The organism is Lyngbya sp. CCY1209 (assembly GCF_035615495.1).
Taxonomy (GTDB): domain Bacteria; phylum Cyanobacteriota; class Cyanobacteriia; order Cyanobacteriales; family Microcoleaceae; genus Limnospira.
Map to the genome: position 1 here is coordinate 12,862 of NZ_JAJENU010000610.1, position 16,961 is coordinate 29,822.

The window sequence follows — 16,961 nt, forward strand, 5'->3', positions numbered from 1 at the left end:
GACAGATAAACTTCTCACTTCTCTCTTCTAACTCCTCACTTCTCCCAAAATGGGGAATCTAAAATCTAAAATCTAAAATCTAAAATTCCCCTCCCTAATTCTTGGGTTGAATCGGCGTTCCGTCGGATAGTTTTTGGATGCCGGAGACGATCAGTTTTTCGCCGGGGCGCAGCCCTTCCAGGACTTCGGCGCGATCGCCTCGAATTAACCCCAAACGGATCACCTGTTTTTTGGCCGTGGGATTGTCTCCCCCTTCGGCCACGAAGACGAACCGTTCGTCCCCCAAAAACTGCACGGCGGTCATGGGAACCACCACCACGCCCGGTTTTTCGTCCCAAATCACGTCCGCCCGCACGAATTGACCGTTTCGCAACTGTCCGTCGGGGTTCGGAAACGTGGCTTTCGCCAAAATGGTCTGGGAATCCGGGTTGACGGTGGGGGAAATAAAGCTGATCCGCCCCGTGCCGAGGGAATTGCCTTGGGGGTCGCGCATCCGCACGGCCAGCCCCATTTCCAGGTCGGATTTCCGTTCCAGGGGAATCGGCAACCGCAATTCCAGGCGATCGTTTTCCGTCAGGGTGGTGAGGGGGTCGCCCTGTTGGATGTAGTCTCCCTCTTTGACGGTCACATCGCCGATCACCCCGTCAAAGGGGGCTTCGACGGCACTTTCGGCTAACTGTACTTCCAACTGGTTAACCCGGGCCGCGGCTTCGGCGACCTGGGCTTCCGCCTGGTCGATTTCTTCGAGGCGGGTGCCGTTTTCCAGGCGCCGGAGTACCTGTCGGGCCTGTTCCACTTCCGCCCGTCTGAGGGCGATTTCGGATTGGCGGTTTTTCTGTAACTGTTCTAACCGCCGTTGATCGGCCCTCAAGTCGGCCTCGGCGGTTTCGAGTTCCGAAACTAATGTATCGAATTCGTCCCGGGAAATGGCGCCGGCTTCGGTCAATTCCTCAAATCGGTTCACCCGCTTTTGGGCCAGTTCCGCTTCGGCGATGCTGGCGTCAATTTGGGCCTGGGCCTGGTTGATTTCGGCCAGGAAGCTGCCGGATTCCGCGTCGGCGAGTCGGGCTTGGGCTTCCACCACTCGGGCTTGGGCTTCGGCGATTTCTTCGGGGCGACTGCCGGCCCGCAGTTCCGCCACTCGGGCTTGGGTCCGCACCAGGTTGGCTTGGGCTTGCCGGAGTTCGGTCTCCAACTCGTCGCTTTTCAGTCGCGCGATCGCCTGTCCCCGCGTTACCCTATCCCCAGACTCGACAAAAATCCGGGTGACGCGCCCCCCGACTTCCGGCTTGACTTCCACCGATCGCTTCGCCTCCAGGGTTCCCACGAATTCGGAGCGATCCTGGAAATTTTCCGTTTCCACCGCAGCCAATCGCACGGGGACGCCCCGCGGCGCCTCGGACGGGCCGGCTTCCTGGGAGGGCACCGCCGTTTGGGTCGCCTTCCACCACTGGCCCCCGGCAAAACCGACGCCCAGGGCGAGGAAAATGGCCAAAATCACCTGCAACCATCCGGGGTTGCCGCGAAGGTCCGATTCGGGTTGGCGATCGCGATCGTCCGACACCAACTCGGGAGAGTCGTTTAATTCGACTGGGGACTGATTGGAATTTTGAGCCGATGATTCGGTCGATGATGGATGAGACATATCAATTGCGGTAAAAGTTGAGATTTGAAAGTGACGTTATTCGCGAAAATTAACCGATTCATTGTGGGAGGTTATTTTGAGAAATTTAAAGCGATAAATTGCGATTTGCTATCTATCTTTTGGTAGAGAATCTTTTGGCAAAGCAATGACCAAGGATTTTTCCTGCTTTAAATCTTCTAAGGTTTGATTCAACCAATCCACCTCGGAGTTGAGGAGGGACTTGGCGCGTTTCCAGACCGCTGCTTGGTAAGGATCGCTCGGCATATAGTCAATTTCTTGACTGTTCAAATATTCGTCCCGTTGATGACAAATTCTCAGGCGGTGTTCCACCAATCGAATTCGTTCTTCTACATTTAAATCGCTAAAAAAGAAAAACTTGATCAAAAACCGAGCTCTGCCCTTCACCCAACTTTCTTGGGGTTGTTCCAGCATCTTCTGCCGCCAGCGCCTGCGTCCGGCTGCCGTGATGCCATAAACTTTTCGGCTCGAACCCGCATCTCCCGCCTCCTCCAGCATCACTTCAATATATCCCCGCTCCTCCAGACGTTTGAGCAACGGATAAATTGCACCGTAATTGACGCTGATGCAACTCCCCATAAACAGCTCGAGTCGTTGCTTCAGTCGGTAGCCGTGCAAAGGTTCGCGTTGCAACAGTCCCAGGGCGGATAACTCTAGCATTATATCAAATTGATACTTAAGTTCTGAATATACTCGATCTTAACCTATCAGTCCAGAATTCCCACCCCCCCGAAGTCGGGTTTCGGGGGTGAGGTGGGAAATGCCAGAATTTTCCGCCGCTCCCTCCATTCCGTTTTCTATCGCTTAAGATTTCAAGCATTTGCTCTCAATTCGCATCGTCAACGCCGGATCAAATCCGACGGACTGGTAAAGTCGGAAAGCACCGGACGGGTTTTCCGCATCCACCCCCAGCAAGGCGATGTCCGTCCCCGCTTCCCGCAGGCGGCGCAACGTCTCGAGCAAAAGTGCCCGTCCCACACCCCGCCGGCGGAACCCCCGGCGAGTGCCCAGACTGTTGATCCAACCTTCTGGCTGGCTTTTGTGGCGGTTATCTTCCGGGAAAATCGCGCCGCAGCAAAATCCCGCGAACGTTCCGCCCGGCGCAGCAGCGATCAAATTCAGTTCTGGGATGTAATTGGGATTGTCCAACTCATGCTCGAACTGTTCCACCGTCAGATCGTGGTGGTTCCAGTGATCGATAAAGCTTTGGTTGAACATCTCCACCCAGGCTTTCCCATCGGTTTTTCCCGCGATCGCACGACAGGTGAACCCCGCCGGAAACTGGGGTTTCGGTATCGGGGAGCTCAGGGAACGTTTCATGCGGAAAAAGCGCCGTTCCGGGGTAAAACCGTGGGCTTCCAAAACCGCCAGCCGTTGGGTTTCGGTGGTGTACGCGGACGTTTGCAGGCGGACGGGTTTTCCCGTTTTTTCTGACAATTCCCGCATCCGGCATTCCGCCCAAGCTAAGACATCCGCCTCGATCGCCCCATCCCTGTAATCCGGGTGCACGACAAACTCGAAATATTCATCCGTCGCCCACACGGTGGCGTAAGCGATCGCCTCTCCGTCGGCATTTTCCCACAGGGCGACATCCCGGCTGATGTCAAAATCGGGGGAGCGAAAATTCTGGGCGACGCGATCGCCCGAAGTCCATCGTTCCAGGCGATCGTGGGCGGACGAGGTATTAAATAAGTGGGCGATCGCCTCCAAATCCGCCGATTGTCGATAGGGGCGACGGGTTAACGTACTCATAATTTTTATTAACCTTTCTGCAAGGTTTCTCCCGATCTTTAGGTCGAAAAATTTAGCTTCAAGCCATCAATTATAAACGAAATAAGCCGACCCCAAAATCAGGCCGGCGGGGCGGCGATCGCGATCGTGCTGGCGAACTTGAGGATCGCCCCCTCCTCGCTCATGGCAATCAAAATTCGGGCGATCGGCCCAAAATTGGCGAGTTTTCAGAAATAAAAACATCGGTTCATCCCTCCACATTAAAAAATGCAATCCACCAGGGAGGTACTGCCCCTCCTGTCGCCGCGTTATCAGCACGGTGCCTCACTTTTCGGCCTCTGGTGGTGGCACTCCCACCGGGATTTGAACCCGGAATCCTCAGCTTAGAAGGCTGTCACTCTGTCCGTCGAGTTATGGGGGCAGTTTTCGGCAATTCCGAAGCGAATTATGGGACTCGAACCCATACCTGGAGTTTGGAAGACTCAAATTCTACCGTTATAGGCGGGAGTCGAGAATCGGGAGTCGGGAGTCCTTGAAAACTCAAAGCCCCTTTAAGTCGAGGTTTTGAAGTTTTCGGGGTTCCCTCGATTTGTTAACATACGAGCGCTCATTGCCATACACTAAATTTGCAATATTGAAAGTGCTGACCGCCCAGCCGGGTGGAGAACCTCAAGGTTTTATGGAAACCCGAAACCAAACCCCCGGATTTTGTCGAACTTTGACCTTTATCCGTTAAGATTTGATGGTCTGAGGGTTGAGATGTGAGGTTTGAGCTTTGAGCTTTTAGCGTTGAGCTTTAACCACAAGCAGAGATGGTTTTCTCCTACCAAAGAAGATCCATCTCTAAACCATAAATTTAGAGATTTTCGGACGGCCAGCACGAAGAGGCGGGAGTCGGGAGTCGGGAGTCGGGAGTCGGAGATATTTTGCGAGGGCGAATGCCATTCGCCCCTACGATTTAATAATTTCTTCCCCTACACCCCACACCCCACACCCTAATTATCGGGAATTTCCAGCATCGTGCGGGCGTTGCTGATGGACAGGATGCGATCGACGGTGGACTTGAATTCCTCCACAAAAGTTTGACGGCGATCGCACTCCGCGGCTAAATCTGTGGGGTCGAGCAATTCCACCCCTTCCCTCGCCAGAAAACTATCCGCCAAAGACTGATATTTCTCCGAAGTCGCGTTTTTTCCCAACACTTCGATCGCCAGTTTGTCGAGTCGTTCTTTGACCCGCGCCCGGGCTGCATTGAAATCCTTTCGGGCGCGGCTGTAGGCCGACTGCATGGTATCGAGAACCGCCTCGTAATACAGGATGAAATTCTTCATCTCGATCGCCTCCGCGACGGTCATTTCTTCCCCCGCCACCGTCACCGTCGTTGACGCATTGGACAGGACGACAATTCGCTTGATCGTGCGCCGACGGGCGATCAGAGCATCCACCTTTTGCAGGGCGGCCCGCGCCTTCGTGCCGTACTCGTCGCGGGATCTGTAGCCGGTGGGAGTCTTCCCCACTTCGACCACTGTAATCAACGTGTTTCCTTCCAAAGCAGCCCGCGCCGAATCGATCCGCTTTTCCAGCAGCGTCAATTCCGCCAGGGCATCCGTCACCGTCATCTGAGTCACGGAAATCACCTCCTTTTTAAATCGTTGAATTTTGAAAAATCTAAAAACGGTTTTGAAATACATAGATAGTTTTTTGCGCCGGAGTCGTATCCAGAACCGAAAATAAAACCATTTTGAATCGGTTGTAGAACGGGCGATCGCACCCCAACAGATCCGAGTCGAGAATTTCCAGGGTATTTTGTGCGATCGCAACTCGGTTCACCGTCACTCCTCCGAATGGGTTTCGAGACAATTTGAATTGAATGCTGAGAGCTGAAAGCTGAAAGCTGACAGCTATATAAACTATCATTGAGCTACAGGGCATCGGCCAGCCCCCCAAGCCAGTGTCGAACTGGCGACCTCCTGTTCTTCACCTAGCGTAGCGCCTGATATGAGCGGGGATGACGGGATTCGCACCCGCGACTTCCTGTTCGACAGACAGGCGCTCTGGGCTAACTGAGCTACATCCCCATTAATGTAGTACGATAATTCGGTTGTCGAGGTTCGGCACAGTCTGCGTGGCTTTCTGAAAGGAGCTTTTGGCTCTTTCCTGTCCGCCACATTTTTATACTACACAAATACTACAAGCTGTGTCAAGGGGTGGGGCAAAAATTTTTTGCTGGGCGTGCAGAACGCGATCGCGGGCTGTGTTACAACGCCTCGGACGGCGGCGGGGCGAAGCGATCCGAATCCTCTATAATAGGAGTTTGGATTTTCAACCGATCAACTGGAGCGAATTATGTCTCGTGTCTGTCAGCTTACGGGTAAACGGGCGAACAACGGCATGGCCGTATCCCACTCCCACCGTCGCAGCCACAAGCTGCAACAGCCGAATTTGCAGTGGAAGCGGGTTTGGTGGCCCCAGGGCAAGCGCTGGGTGCGTCTGAAGATCTCCACCAAGGCGATCAAGACCCTGGAGAAGAAGGGATTGCAGGCTATGGCCAAAGAAGCCGGCATCGATCTGAACAAATTTTAATTTTTCGATGAAAAGTCGGCGATCGCGGGGGTCTGGCGTTAGAGTCCGGCTCCCGCTTGCCATTTTTTTTTATTATTAAAACCGACCGAAATCTCGATTTAAAGTAATCCAAATAAATGTCCAACAAACCAGGCGTAAAGCACGAAAAATAACCACCCCTCCCACTGCGTAACCTGCTTGTCCTGGGTGACGAAGAAAAACAGCAGCGTGGCGCCCATCATCACCGGCAGGGCGTTGACCAAAATATCGTCGGGAATGTCTAAACTTTTAATCAGTCCGGGAATTCCCATGACGATCAACGAGTTAAAAATATTCGACCCCACCACATTGCCGATCGCGATTTCAGGGTCGCCTTTTCTGGCCGCCGAAATCGTCACCGCCAATTCGGGCAAAGAGGTTCCCAACGCCACCACACTCACGGCGATGATCGAAGTTCCCAAACCGAATATTTCCGAAAGTTTGATGATGGATTCGACGGTGTAGTTGGCGCCGACAAAAATAAACAGGGCGCCCAAAACGACGATCAGAATATGTCGGGTCAAAAAGCGGCGGGAGTTGCTGTTGGAGGAGAGTTCGGTTTCGCTCTCGACGCGACCTCCCCGGATGATATAGACGAGATAAATCACGAATCCGAGCAGGCACAGGATGGCTTCGCCGGTGGAAAAAATATCGTCGCTGATGGTAAAATAAAGGAGCATCGCCGAACCCACCAACATGGGGAGATCCACATGAATGAGATTGTAAGTAATCTTCATGGGGCTACTGATGACGGAGGCGACGCCGATAATTAGAAAAATATTGGCGATGTTGGAACCGATGACATTGCTGGCGACAATTTCGGACGAACCTTGATAGACGGCGGCGAGGGAAGATGCCAGTTCCGGGAGGGAGGTTCCGATCGCCACAATTGTCACCCCGACAATAAACGGACTGAAGCCCAAAAAGAGCCCGATTTTGCCAGCCGATTCTGTAAAAAAATCCGAAGCGGCTATCAGAACGGCGAGGCTGATCACAAAAACGGCAACCCAAATAAGTATTTCTAACATCTTGGTTTAAACTTGACTTAACAGATATTTTACCGGGTTGGGAAGTCGAATCTCCTGTCAATTCGTCGGGTTCGCGATCGCAACGCCCGGTTCGCCCGACCCTTTCATATTAGATCAGTTCCCGAGGAGTCTGCACGAGTTCGCCCGTCCCAAAAGCGATCGCCCGCCTCAAATTGACAAAAAAACAGCCCGATTTCCGAAGCCGCCAACCGATCGCCAATTGCGATAGAATCGATTAACGTCCATATTCATCGCCCGCCGAAGGGTCGTCCAGTCCACCGTTGACCTTTGCCATGCCTTCAACTCTCAAACACCTGCGATCGCGATTTGAACGGGCTTTAGATGCCGCCTTCGGGGAATCCGTGGCGGGAACCGATCCGGCGATCGCCCCCACCAACAATCCCAAATTCGGGGACTACCAGTGCAACGTTGCCATGTCCCTGACTAAAGTTTTGAAGAACAACCCGAGGGCGATCGCGACTGCAATTCTAGAACACCTCGACATCGGGGATCTTTGCGAACCGCCGGAAATTGCCGGCCCCGGATTCATCAACCTGCGCCTCAAACCCGAATATCTCGAAAGCCGACTCAGCGCCAACTTGGGAGATCCACGCCTCGGCATCCCCCCCACGCCTCATCCCGATCGCGCGATCGTCGATTTTTCGAGCCCCAACATCGCCAAAGAAATGCACGTCGGCCATTTGCGATCGACGATCATCGGCGACTGCATCGCCCGAATTCTAGAATTTGAAGGACACGACGTCCTCCGCCTCAACCACGTCGGCGACTGGGGCACCCAATTCGGGATGCTGATCACCTATCTGCGGGAAAAATACCCCGAGGCCCTCACCAAGGCAGACGCCCTGGATCTCGGGGATTTGGTGGAATTTTACCGCCAAGCCAAAAAGCGCTTCGACGAGGATGACGATTTTAAACAGGCGTCCCGCCAGCAGGTGGTGCGGTTGCAGTCGGGGGACCCGGACAGCCGCCGCGCCTGGGAGTTGCTGTGCGAACAATCCCGCCGGGAATTTCAACACATTTACGATCGCCTCGACATCGAACTGACGGAACGGGGAGAATCTTTTTACAACCCCATGCTGCCCGACGTGGTGGCCGATTTGGAGCGATCGGGGCTGTTGGTGGAAGACCAGGGGGCGAAATGCGTCTTTTTGGAAGGGTTTACAAATAAGGAGGGGGAACCCCTGCCGCTGATCGTCCAGAAGTCCAACGGCGGCTACAATTACGCGACGACGGACCTGGCGGCGGTGCGACACCGGATCGAGAAAGAGGGTGCCAATCGTTTAATTTATGTCACGGATGCGGGTCAGGCGAACCATTTCGCCCAGGTGTGGCAGGTGGCCCGCCGGGTGGGGTGGATACCCGAGGAAATTGATGTGGTCCACGTCCCCTTCGGTTTGGTGAAGGGGGAGGACGGGAAGAAGCTGAAGACGCGATCGGGGGAAACGGTGCGGCTGCGGGATCTCCTGGATGAGGCGGTGAAGCGGGCCAAGGACGACCTGGAAACCCGACTCCGGGAGGAGGGGCGGTCCGAGTCCCCGGAATTTGTCGATCGCGTGGCGTCCGTGGTGGGTATCGACGCGGTGAAATACGCCGATTTGAGCCAAAATCGCACCAGCGACTACATTTTCAGCTATGACAAAATGCTGTCTCTCCAGGGCAACACGGCACCCTATATGTTGTACGCCTACGTCCGCATCCAGGGGATCAGTCGCAAGGGAAATATCGATTACGGACAGTTGGGGGGGGAGGCGAAAATTCACCTCAAAGATGAGACGGAATTTGTCCTCGCCAAGCATCTTTTGCAATTGAATGAAGCGATCGACGGGGTGGCGGAGGAGTTATTGCCGAACCGACTCTGCCAGTATTTATTTGAGTTGAGTCAAAAGTTCAACCAATTTTACGATCGCTGCCCGGTTCTGAAGGCGGAAGAACCCGATCGCACCTCCCGGCTGGCTTTGTGCCATCTGACGGCGGAAACGCTGAAGTTGGGACTGTCCCTGTTGGGGCTCTCGGTGTTGGATCGGATGTAGGCGGGGTTGAAAATGGGGCGATCGGGAATTTACCGAAGCTTTACACAAGTTAAACTCAAGTTTTACACAAACCCCTAGAGTTTTCATCGATCGAAAGGCTAAGATACTATTAAAGAATCCAAAACTGCTTCTGTTGAACTGGGATAACCAGGTAACTAGAATAGGCATTGGATCGGGGTATCTACTAGATATTTGACTGGACATTGGCGGGGAACTTTTGACTGGAGTTCCCTGTTTTTTTTTGCGATCGCGTCTATTGTTTGGGGTGGAGGGGCAAGCACAGAGGCTTGCCCCCAGTATGATTGATTCCCCCCCCAATCCTGTGGAAGCAATCACCCCCAATCCTGTGGAAGCAACCCCCCCCAATCCTGTGGAAGCAACCGTCTCGGGTTGCGATCAGGTTGCGGGTTGCGATCGCGTCCATTGCTGTTTGGGGTGGAGGGGCAAGCACAGAGGCTTACCCCTACGATGATTGATTCCACCCCCAATCCTGTGGAAGCAACCGTCTCGGGTTGCGATCAGGTTGCGGGTTGCGATCGGGTTGCGGGTTGCGATCGGGTTGCGGGTTGCGATCGGGTTGCGGGTTGCGATCGGGTTGCGATCGCAACCTGATCGCCCATTATTCCCTATCCCCTATTCTTTTGGGGTCTTTCAGATGTTCTGAGGGTAAGGATGGGGGGTCTGAATCCCGTTTCCGAGTCCAGGTTTTCCAGGCAACTCGGATGCCAGTCCAAACGCTCCCGGTGCCGATCCGCAATTGTTCGGCCTGTTGTTTGGCCCCGCCGATGCCGCGATCGACCTGTTTGACGACCTGGTTGGCACTCTGGACTCCTTCGGCTACCTCGTCCGTCAGGTCGCTGATTTCCATCCCCGTGAGGCGGATGGCTTCTAAAGTCGGCGGAAATTCCCGCGACAGGGTGTCGGCCAATTTTTCCAAGCTGCGGGCGGCCCTCCCAAGGGCTTGGAGGGCGGGAAGGGCTGCTATCAGTACGGCTGTGAGGCTGACGGCCACCAATAGGAGGGACAGTCCGAGCCAAAACATGGGGTCGATCACGGGAATGGTAGAATACGACGAATGCGGACGGGTCCACTATAGCGACTATAGCGACTTTTGGGGACGGGCGATCGCGATCGCCCCCAGTTCAGAGGGAGGGGTCGCCCGCCGACTTTTTCGGTCTATCGGAATTGCGGAGGTCCGCTTCGGAGCGGATCTGGCGCTCGATCTGACTGGCTTCGAGTCCGGCCGCGATCGCCTCCTTGAGTCGGAACAGGGTGTCGTCCCAACTGCGTCCGGCCGATTCGGAGAGTTGGTCCGCCCGACATTGCACGGTGGCCGACAAATCCTCCGCCAATTCGGGCAATGCTTCGGCGGACTTTTGCAAGAGTTTGCGAGTTTCTCGACCCGAACGGGGCGCGATCAACAAGCCCACTACCGTACCCACCGCAGAGCCGAGTAGCAGGCCGCCAACAAATAATCCAGAACGGTTTTTTGACATACCTTTTGATTGATATCCCTACCTCAATTTTAGGGAATTTGCTCAATTCTGAGAACTTGACAATCGGGCGAGGATTGACTAGCGATCGCGATGCCTACTTCTGCCGGCGTCGCCGCCCCCGCCAGATCCCGAGGCCTAAACTGAGGAGGGCCAGTATTTTTCGGATCTGTTCGAGTTGAATTTGCAGGCGCAAATATTGGTGTTTGAGATTGTAAGTGCGGATCTGTTGGCGTTCAAAAACTTGCGTCGTCTGTCGGAGAAGCCGATCGACTCGCCGTTCCAGCAGGACGATCCGTTGTTCCAGGCGCAGGAGTCGGTAACGGAGCGCCCAAATTCGCCGAGCCGCGTAGAAACACCCGACGGCGATCGTCACATTGATCAAGACAACGGCAAGCCACATCGTTTTTTTTTCGGTTCAATTGATCAAAATTATAGGGGATCGATGGGTGAGCTTCAACCGCAAATTCTCGGATTAAAGCCCATAATTTTAGACGGAATTTTTTGGGGTTTTTTGGGAAAGTCGAACCATCGACGTTCGGAGCGGGGGTGGCTGGCTCGGATGACCCGGGAAAACCGGGCCTGCGAATCCCTCGCCGATCGCCAAGTCATCGGCGAACGTGCCGGGGAAAGTGAGAGCAAAATTGGTGAATCTCCGCTACGGCTGAACCGCCGTGGGGTAGTTGATATCGGACGGAACAGTATCCGATATCGATAAAATATCGTTTCGATCTGTCCGAGCCACTCAGTTTCTGTGCGGCGATGGTGGGGATGGCGAGACAGTGAGATATTCTTTTGATACACTATTAATTAGAATCAGCGAACCAACTTGTAAGAGAGACTGAGTTTTGAAGTCTGCCGGGGAAATCCGGGGAGGTCGAGACTCGGGAGGGTCGCCTGCTTGCGGGACTCAGTTGAAATGTACGGAAATCGGTTTGACCATTTACCCCTCCAGTTTTTTCTGATCGCTCCATTTGTAGCTCAGATCGGCGTGGCTGTCGGATTTACGGGGTGGCTGTCCTGGCGGAATGGAGAGCAGGCGGTGAATGAAGTGGCGACTCAGCTTCGGAGTGAAATTGCCGATCGCATCGAACAAAAACTCGACGATTTTTTAGCTGTTCCCCACCAGATCAACCAACTCAATCGGGATGCCGTTTTATCTCAAAAATTGGATTTAAAACAATCGGATAAAATTTTAGATCAGTTTTGGATGGAAGTCAACAATTTTAGCTCCATCGATTCCATTTTTTGGGGTGACGAACGGGAAGAATTTCTCGGATACGGGCGGATCGACGGAGAAAACCTGTACCTGATGGTCGCGGGGCGGGCGACCGGCGGCAACATCCAATTTTTTGCCCTCGACGCATCGGGAAATCCCCGAAAAATGGTCAACGAAGCCCCCGATTTTCTGACCCGCGATCGCCCCTGGTACCGAGCCGCGATCGCTTCCGACGGGCCGGTTTGGGGGGAGATCTTCACCTACCACGCCTATCCCAAAATGGCCCTCCCGGCCAGCCTCGCCGTCCGGGACTCCCGGGGGGAACTCGTCGGCGTGTTCGGCAACAACTTTTTTCTCAGTCAAATCGGCGATTTTTTATCCGAATTAAAAATCGGCAAATCCGGCCAGACGTTTATCATCGAGCGGTCGGGGATTCTCGTCGCCAGTTCCACCCTCGACCGGCCTTTTTCAATCCGAGAAGGGAAGGCGGAGCGCATCGACGCGGTGGAAAGTCAGGAACCGCTGATCCGCGCATCGACGGAGTATTTATTAAGGGAGATCGGCGACATTCGGGCGATCAAGAATCGATTGAATTTGGAATTTGAAATCGACGACAAACGGCAATTTTTGCAGGTTCTTCCTTACCGAGACAATTGGGGTTTGGATTGGCTGATCGTGGTGGTGGTTCCCGAGTCGGATTTTATGGCGAAGATCGATGCCAATCGGCGATCGACGTTGATTTTATGCCTGTCGGCTTTGGTTGTGGCGATCGCCCTCGGCCTGTGGACGTCCCGGTGGGTCGCCCAACCGATTTTACAGTTGAGAAGCGCCAGTCAGGCGATCGCCGCCGGGGATTTTCGCCACCGAGTTGAAATCCAGGGCATCCGAGAACTCAAGGAACTCGCCGATGCCTTCAATCAAATGGCAAAGCAGCTTCAAGACGCATTTGAAACCTTAGAAATTCGGGTTGCTCGGCGGACGGCGGAACTCCTGCAGGCCAAAGAAGCGGCAGAAATTGCCAACCGTGCCAAAAGCGAATTTCTCGCCAACATGAGCCACGAACTGCGGACGCCGCTCAACGCCATCCTCGGATTTACCCAACTAATGCTCCGCAATTTGGGGAGTCGGACCGATGGGAAACGATCCGGCGATCGCTCCGACTCGGTGGAAAATCTCCACATCATCAAACGCAGTGGCGAACACCTACTGCAACTGATCGACGACGTTTTAGATATGTCCAAAATCGAGGCGGGACGGACATCTTTGAACGTCCAGACCTTCGACCTGCACGAGTTGCTCGATTCCATCGAAGAGATGTTTGAACTCAAGGCAGAATCCCGGGGATTGCAACTGATTTGCGATCGCCCCCCCGACCTGCCCCACTACATCACAACCGACGGACAAAAACTGCGGCAAGTCCTGATCAACCTGCTCGGAAATGCCATCAAATTTACGAGTTACGGCGGCATCACCCTCCGCGCTCAACCGCAACCCCAGGGATGCCAAAATAGTCCAAATTTTCAGTCCGAAGACTCCCAAATCTGCCTACAATTTGAAGTCGCAGATACCGGCCCCGGCATCCGGCCGGAAGACCTCGGGAGCCTCTTCGATCCCTTCGTCCAAACCGACATCGGCCGCCAGTCCCAGCAGGGGACCGGCCTGGGATTGCCCATCAGCCAGCAATTCGTGCAGTTGATGGGAGGCGAAATTTCCGTCCGCAGCACCCCCGGAGTCGGGAGCACCTTTCAATTTCAGATCTCGGCGGGTTTGGGACATCCGGAAGACATCCCCAGAAGTCAACCCAAACGGCGGATTGTTGCCCTGGCGCCCAATCAACCCCAGTATCGCATTTTGGTGGTAGACGACCGCGACAATAACCGCCGACTACTGCTCAAACTGTTCGCCCCCCTGGGGTTTGAAGTCCGGGCAGCGGAAAACGGTCGGGAAGCCCTCGAAATTTGGGATGAGTGGGAACCGCATCTGATTTGGATGGACATGAGGATGCCGGTGATGGACGGCTACGAAGCCACCCAACAGATCAAGACCCACTTGAAAGGTCAAGCGACGGTGATTCTCGCCCTCACAGCCAGCGCCTTCGAGGAGGAGCGGGCCGTCGTCCTCTCAGCCGGATGCGACGATTTCGTTCGCAAGCCGTTTCGGGAAGAAGTCTTATTTGAAAAAATGGCTCAATACCTTGGCGTCCGCTACATTTACGAACCCGAAATCGATACCCCCTCTTCCGGAGTCATTTCGCGCCCGCCTTTGGAAGCGAATTGTTTGGCGGGAATGCCGGAGGAGTGGATTCTCCAACTCCGTCAGGCGGCGACTCAACTAGATGATAAACTAATTTTTAAGCTCCTCGAGCAAATTCCGGGGGAACAGATGGGACTGAAGGAGGGATTGATTGATTTGGTCGGGCAGGTTCGGTTTGATCGGATTGTGAGCTTGACCCAATCGACGCCAGAATGATGAAAGACGATGCCGCCGGTGCAATTCAAGGGGATATTTTGGTCGTTGACGACCTATTAGAAACCCTCAATCTTCTGACCGCTTTGTTGGAGGAACGGGGGCATCGAGTCCGGCGGGCGATCGACGGGCCGATGGCATTGATGGGCGCGGGCGCCAACCCGCCCGATTTAATTCTACTCGATATCAATATGCCGGGGATGGGAGGATATGAGGTTTGCCAGCGGCTAAAATCTCAAGAAATCACCCGGGAAATTCCGGTCATTTTTGTGAGCGCTTTGAATGAAGTGTTCGACAAGGTGAAAGCCTTCGAGGTGGGGGGGGTCGATTACATTACCAAACCGTTTCAGATCGAAGAAGTTCTGGCGCGAATTGAGAGTCAACTGGCGCTGAAATTGGCGCGGCAACAAATTCAGGAACTCAACGCGGAACTGGAGGGGCGGGTGTGGCGGCGAACCCGAGAGCTCGAAGAAGCCAACCGGGAATTGAAGACCCTCAACCACCGTTTGGAACGGGAAATTCTCCACCACCAGAGGACTCAAAGTCAACTGCTGCATATGGCTTCCCACGATGCTTTGACGGGGCTGCCCAACCGGGTCTTTTTTATGGACAAATTGATGCAGGCGATCGCCCGTGCAAAAGAGGAGCCGGACTATCGGTTTGCGGTGCTATTTATGGACTGCGATCGCTTCAAGGTGGTGAACGATTCTCTGGGACACCTGGCGGGCGATCGCCTGTTAATTTTACTGGCTCGGCGGCTGCAATTCCATTTGAAAGCGCAGAGCCACCTCGCCCGTTTCGGGGGGGATGAATTTACAATTTTGTTGGACAATATCTGGGATAATGAAGAAGTGACCGTCACCGCCCGACGCCTGCAAACGGCCCTGACTTGGCCGTTCAAACTTGACGATCAGGACTTGTTTATCGATGCCAGCATCGGCATCGCGATCGGCACTTCGGAATATACCGAACCCGAGCAAATTTTGCGGGATGCCGACATCGCCATGTACCAGGCAAAAAGTCGGGGGCGGGCCTGCTACCAAGTGTTCGATGCCACCATGCACGCCCAAGTCCAAAAGCGCTTTCAACTGGAAACGGATCTGCGGCTGGCGATGGAAAATTATGATTTCATCCTGCACTATCAACCGATCGTTTCTTTAGCCGATTTTAAGCTCGAAGGATTTGAGGCATTGTTGCGCTGGCGTCACCCCGATCGCGGTTTGATTTCGCCGGGGGAATTCATCCCGATCGCGGAGGAGACGGGGGCGATCATTCCCATCGGCCTGTACGTTTTAGATTCGGCGATCGCCCAGGTCAAAGCGTGGGAAGAAAAAAACTTGATTTCCCCGCAATTTCGGATCAGCGTCAACCTGTCGGTCAAACAGTTCACCCAACCCCATTTGATCGACAAAATTGACCGGATCATTTTGAAGCACCAAATTTCCAGTTGTCGCCTGAAGCTGGAAATTACGGAGAGCGCGATCGTCGAAAATACTGAGGTCGCCACGGACATTCTCCGGCAACTCAAAGACCGTCAAATTCAGATCAGTCTGGACGACTTCGGGACTGGATATTCTTCCCTGAGCTACCTACACCGTTTCCCGGTCGATACGTTAAAAATTGACCGATCTTTCATCCATCAAATGGCGGACAACGGCGAAAATATGGAAATCGTGCGGGCAATTATTGTCCTCGCCCACCAGCTCAAAATGACGGCGATCGCCGAAGGAATCGAAACGGCTGAACAACTGAAATTGTTGCGGGATTTGGACTGCGAGGAAGGCCAAGGTTACTACTTCTCTAAACCCGTCGAAAGCACCATTGCCGAAAATTTGTTGGTTCGGGGAATGTTAAACTAAGGTCATACCATAACCCGGAAACCCGGGGAGAAATTGGGGATGGCGAGAAAGCTGGCGGGGCATCCGATCGCCCATCGGTGCGGTTCCAACTACCATCTGTCCCCCTTATCAATTGACGGGGAATGAATCTGAATGCAGGGGTTTTATTATTAATTGGTGTCTCGTTGGTTTCGAGCGATTGGTTTTGGGTGATGGGTGGCGGAATTGCTTCGGAAGAAACCCGGTTTCTAAGCAACTTACCGTTCTAATAGTAGTGTAACCGGGCCGTCATTTTCGATGGAGACGTTCATCATGGCGCCGAATTCTCCGGTTTCCACCTTCAATCCGTGCGATCGCAATTTTTCCACGAATAATTCGTACATTTTTTGGGCGGGTTCCGGGGCGGCGGAGCGATCAAAAGAGGGGCGGCGGCCTTTGCGACAGTCCCCGTACAGGGTGAACTGACTCACCACCAACAATTCCCCCCCGATATCTAAAACCGATTGATTCCAGCGTCCGTTGTCGTTATCGGGATCTGGAAATAGCCGCAAATCCAGGCATTTTCTCACCATCCAATCCAATTCCGCCTCCGTATCCGTCGCGGCAATTCCGACGAGGAGATTCAGCCCCCGCCCAATTTTTCCCACGATTTTACCGTCAATTTCGACGGAAGAAGCAGTAACTCTTTGGATGACAACTCGCATAATTTCGTTTTAAATTGATTCTCCGAAATTAGAGATTCGATCCCCCCCTGCCCCCCTTAATAAGGGGGGAGAAGAGTTTTCCAAGTCCCTCTTATAAAGGGGGATAATGGTGGATCTCCCCACCTCGGTAAGGGGGGAGAAGAGTTTTCCAAGTCCCCCTTATAAAG

General features: G+C 53.8%; 17 protein-coding genes and 2 tRNA genes. 6 read left to right on the forward strand and 13 right to left on the reverse strand.

Annotated features, from left to right (window positions below):
- Nucleotides 1-94: 94 nt before the first annotated feature.
- From LKE08_RS23035 to LKE08_RS23070, 8 genes are all read right to left on the reverse strand, one after another.
- Nucleotides 95-1,645 carry an efflux RND transporter periplasmic adaptor subunit gene (locus LKE08_RS23035; RefSeq protein ID WP_324706615.1) on the reverse strand — a complete coding sequence of 517 codons (1,551 nt, stop codon included), beginning with the start codon at nt 1,643-1,645 and terminating at the stop codon, nt 95-97.
- 108 nt (nt 1,646-1,753) lie between these two features.
- Nucleotides 1,754-2,323: a PadR family transcriptional regulator gene (locus LKE08_RS23040; protein ID WP_324706616.1), complete on the reverse strand. Its 570-nt coding sequence runs from the start codon at nt 2,321-2,323 to the stop codon at nt 1,754-1,756.
- Nucleotides 2,324-2,467: 144 nt separating this feature from the next.
- Complete coding sequence (locus LKE08_RS23045) at nt 2,468-3,415, reverse strand: GNAT family N-acetyltransferase (RefSeq protein ID WP_324706617.1); 948 nt, start codon at nt 3,413-3,415, stop codon at nt 2,468-2,470.
- Nucleotides 3,416-3,481: 66 nt separating this feature from the next.
- The gene (locus tag LKE08_RS23050) at nt 3,482-3,637 is read right to left on the reverse strand and encodes a hypothetical protein (RefSeq protein ID WP_324706618.1); all 156 of its coding nucleotides are present in this window, start codon (nt 3,635-3,637) and stop codon (nt 3,482-3,484) included.
- 102 nt (nt 3,638-3,739) lie between these two features.
- Nucleotides 3,740-3,815: transfer RNA gene (locus LKE08_RS23055), tRNA-Arg, on the reverse strand.
- Between the two features lie 574 nt (nt 3,816-4,389).
- The gene (locus LKE08_RS23060) at nt 4,390-5,013 is read right to left on the reverse strand and encodes a hypothetical protein (protein WP_324706630.1); all 624 of its coding nucleotides are present in this window, start codon (nt 5,011-5,013) and stop codon (nt 4,390-4,392) included.
- Nucleotides 5,014-5,062: 49 nt separating this feature from the next.
- Nucleotides 5,063-5,224, reverse strand: a complete 162-nt coding sequence (locus LKE08_RS23065) for a hypothetical protein (protein ID WP_324706619.1) — start codon at nt 5,222-5,224, stop codon at nt 5,063-5,065.
- 173 nt (nt 5,225-5,397) lie between these two features.
- A tRNA-Asp gene (locus tag LKE08_RS23070) sits at nt 5,398-5,472 on the reverse strand.
- A gap of 268 nt (nt 5,473-5,740) precedes the next feature.
- Between LKE08_RS23070 and rpmB the strand changes: the two genes are divergently transcribed.
- The gene (gene rpmB / locus LKE08_RS23075) at nt 5,741-5,977 is read left to right on the forward strand and encodes a 50S ribosomal protein L28 (RefSeq protein WP_324706620.1); all 237 of its coding nucleotides are present in this window, start codon (nt 5,741-5,743) and stop codon (nt 5,975-5,977) included.
- Between the two features lie 98 nt (nt 5,978-6,075).
- Here the strand turns inward: rpmB and LKE08_RS23080 are convergent, their stop codons facing one another.
- Entirely contained in the window at nt 6,076-7,023 is a 948-nt protein-coding gene (locus LKE08_RS23080) for a calcium/sodium antiporter (RefSeq protein ID WP_324706621.1), read from the reverse strand.
- A 293-nt stretch (nt 7,024-7,316) separates the two neighbouring features.
- Here LKE08_RS23080 and argS point away from each other — a divergent pair, with 293 nt between their 5' ends.
- Both argS and LKE08_RS23090 read left to right on the forward strand, forming a co-directional pair.
- Nucleotides 7,317-9,074, forward strand: coding sequence for an arginine--tRNA ligase (gene argS / locus LKE08_RS23085; RefSeq protein ID WP_324706622.1), 1,758 nt, complete (start codon nt 7,317-7,319; stop codon nt 9,072-9,074).
- Between the two features lie 468 nt (nt 9,075-9,542).
- Nucleotides 9,543-9,686 carry a hypothetical protein gene (locus LKE08_RS23090; protein WP_324706623.1) on the forward strand — a complete coding sequence of 48 codons (144 nt, stop codon included), beginning with the start codon at nt 9,543-9,545 and terminating at the stop codon, nt 9,684-9,686.
- A 7-nt stretch (nt 9,687-9,693) separates the two neighbouring features.
- On the opposite strand, the gene LKE08_RS23095 is transcribed toward LKE08_RS23090, so the two are convergent.
- From LKE08_RS23095 to LKE08_RS23105, 3 genes are all read right to left on the reverse strand, one after another.
- Nucleotides 9,694-10,128, reverse strand: a complete 435-nt coding sequence (locus tag LKE08_RS23095; protein ID WP_324706624.1) for a DUF948 domain-containing protein — start codon at nt 10,126-10,128, stop codon at nt 9,694-9,696.
- A gap of 88 nt (nt 10,129-10,216) precedes the next feature.
- Nucleotides 10,217-10,570 carry a YtxH domain-containing protein gene (locus LKE08_RS23100; RefSeq protein WP_324706625.1) on the reverse strand — a complete coding sequence of 118 codons (354 nt, stop codon included), beginning with the start codon at nt 10,568-10,570 and terminating at the stop codon, nt 10,217-10,219.
- Nucleotides 10,571-10,664: 94 nt separating this feature from the next.
- A complete protein-coding gene (locus tag LKE08_RS23105) occupies nt 10,665-10,970 on the reverse strand; it encodes a hypothetical protein (protein WP_324706626.1) in 306 nt (101 codons plus the stop codon).
- 111 nt (nt 10,971-11,081) lie between these two features.
- Here LKE08_RS23105 and LKE08_RS23110 point away from each other — a divergent pair, with 111 nt between their 5' ends.
- The 3 genes from LKE08_RS23110 (at nt 11,082) to LKE08_RS23120 (ending at nt 16,111) form a co-directional block, all read left to right on the forward strand.
- On the forward strand, nt 11,082-11,285 hold the full coding sequence (locus tag LKE08_RS23110) for a hypothetical protein (protein ID WP_324706627.1): 204 nt from the start codon (nt 11,082-11,084) through the stop codon (nt 11,283-11,285).
- A gap of 201 nt (nt 11,286-11,486) precedes the next feature.
- Nucleotides 11,487-14,255 carry an ATP-binding protein gene (locus tag LKE08_RS23115; protein ID WP_324706628.1) on the forward strand — a complete coding sequence of 923 codons (2,769 nt, stop codon included), beginning with the start codon at nt 11,487-11,489 and terminating at the stop codon, nt 14,253-14,255.
- A complete protein-coding gene (locus LKE08_RS23120) occupies nt 14,255-16,111 on the forward strand; it encodes an EAL domain-containing protein (protein WP_324706631.1) in 1,857 nt (618 codons plus the stop codon). The genes LKE08_RS23115 and LKE08_RS23120 overlap by 1 nt, the downstream gene beginning before the upstream one ends.
- A gap of 236 nt (nt 16,112-16,347) precedes the next feature.
- Here the strand turns inward: LKE08_RS23120 and dtd are convergent, their stop codons facing one another.
- A complete protein-coding gene (gene dtd, locus LKE08_RS23125) occupies nt 16,348-16,794 on the reverse strand; it encodes a D-aminoacyl-tRNA deacylase (RefSeq protein ID WP_324706629.1) in 447 nt (148 codons plus the stop codon).
- Nucleotides 16,795-16,961 lie beyond the last annotated feature (167 nt).

Bases quoted from the DNA above. Each gene is read 5' to 3' on its own strand.
- LKE08_RS23050 (WP_324706618.1), bottom strand. From the start codon at position 3,637: ATGTTTTTATTTCTGAAAACTCGCCAATTTTGGGCCGATCGCCCGAAT.
- LKE08_RS23090 (WP_324706623.1), top strand. From the start codon at position 9,543: ATGATTGATTCCACCCCCAATCCTGTGGAAGCAACCGTCTCGGGTTGC.
- LKE08_RS23045 (WP_324706617.1), bottom strand. From the start codon at position 3,415: ATGAGTACGTTAACCCGTCGCCCCTATCGACAATCGGCGGATTTGGAG.
- dtd (WP_324706629.1), bottom strand. From the start codon at position 16,794: ATGCGAGTTGTCATCCAAAGAGTTACTGCTTCTTCCGTCGAAATTGAC.
- LKE08_RS23100 (WP_324706625.1), bottom strand. From the start codon at position 10,570: ATGTCAAAAAACCGTTCTGGATTATTTGTTGGCGGCCTGCTACTCGGC.
- LKE08_RS23040 (WP_324706616.1), bottom strand. From the start codon at position 2,323: ATGCTAGAGTTATCCGCCCTGGGACTGTTGCAACGCGAACCTTTGCAC.
- rpmB (WP_324706620.1), top strand. From the start codon at position 5,741: ATGTCTCGTGTCTGTCAGCTTACGGGTAAACGGGCGAACAACGGCATG.
- LKE08_RS23080 (WP_324706621.1), bottom strand. From the start codon at position 7,023: ATGTTAGAAATACTTATTTGGGTTGCCGTTTTTGTGATCAGCCTCGCC.
- argS (WP_324706622.1), top strand. From the start codon at position 7,317: ATGCCTTCAACTCTCAAACACCTGCGATCGCGATTTGAACGGGCTTTA.
- LKE08_RS23060 (WP_324706630.1), bottom strand. From the start codon at position 5,013: ATGACGGTGACGGATGCCCTGGCGGAATTGACGCTGCTGGAAAAGCGG.
- LKE08_RS23035 (WP_324706615.1), bottom strand. From the start codon at position 1,645: ATGTCTCATCCATCATCGACCGAATCATCGGCTCAAAATTCCAATCAG.
- LKE08_RS23120 (WP_324706631.1), top strand. From the start codon at position 14,255: ATGAAAGACGATGCCGCCGGTGCAATTCAAGGGGATATTTTGGTCGTT.
- LKE08_RS23115 (WP_324706628.1), top strand. From the start codon at position 11,487: ATGTACGGAAATCGGTTTGACCATTTACCCCTCCAGTTTTTTCTGATC.
- LKE08_RS23105 (WP_324706626.1), bottom strand. From the start codon at position 10,970: ATGTGGCTTGCCGTTGTCTTGATCAATGTGACGATCGCCGTCGGGTGT.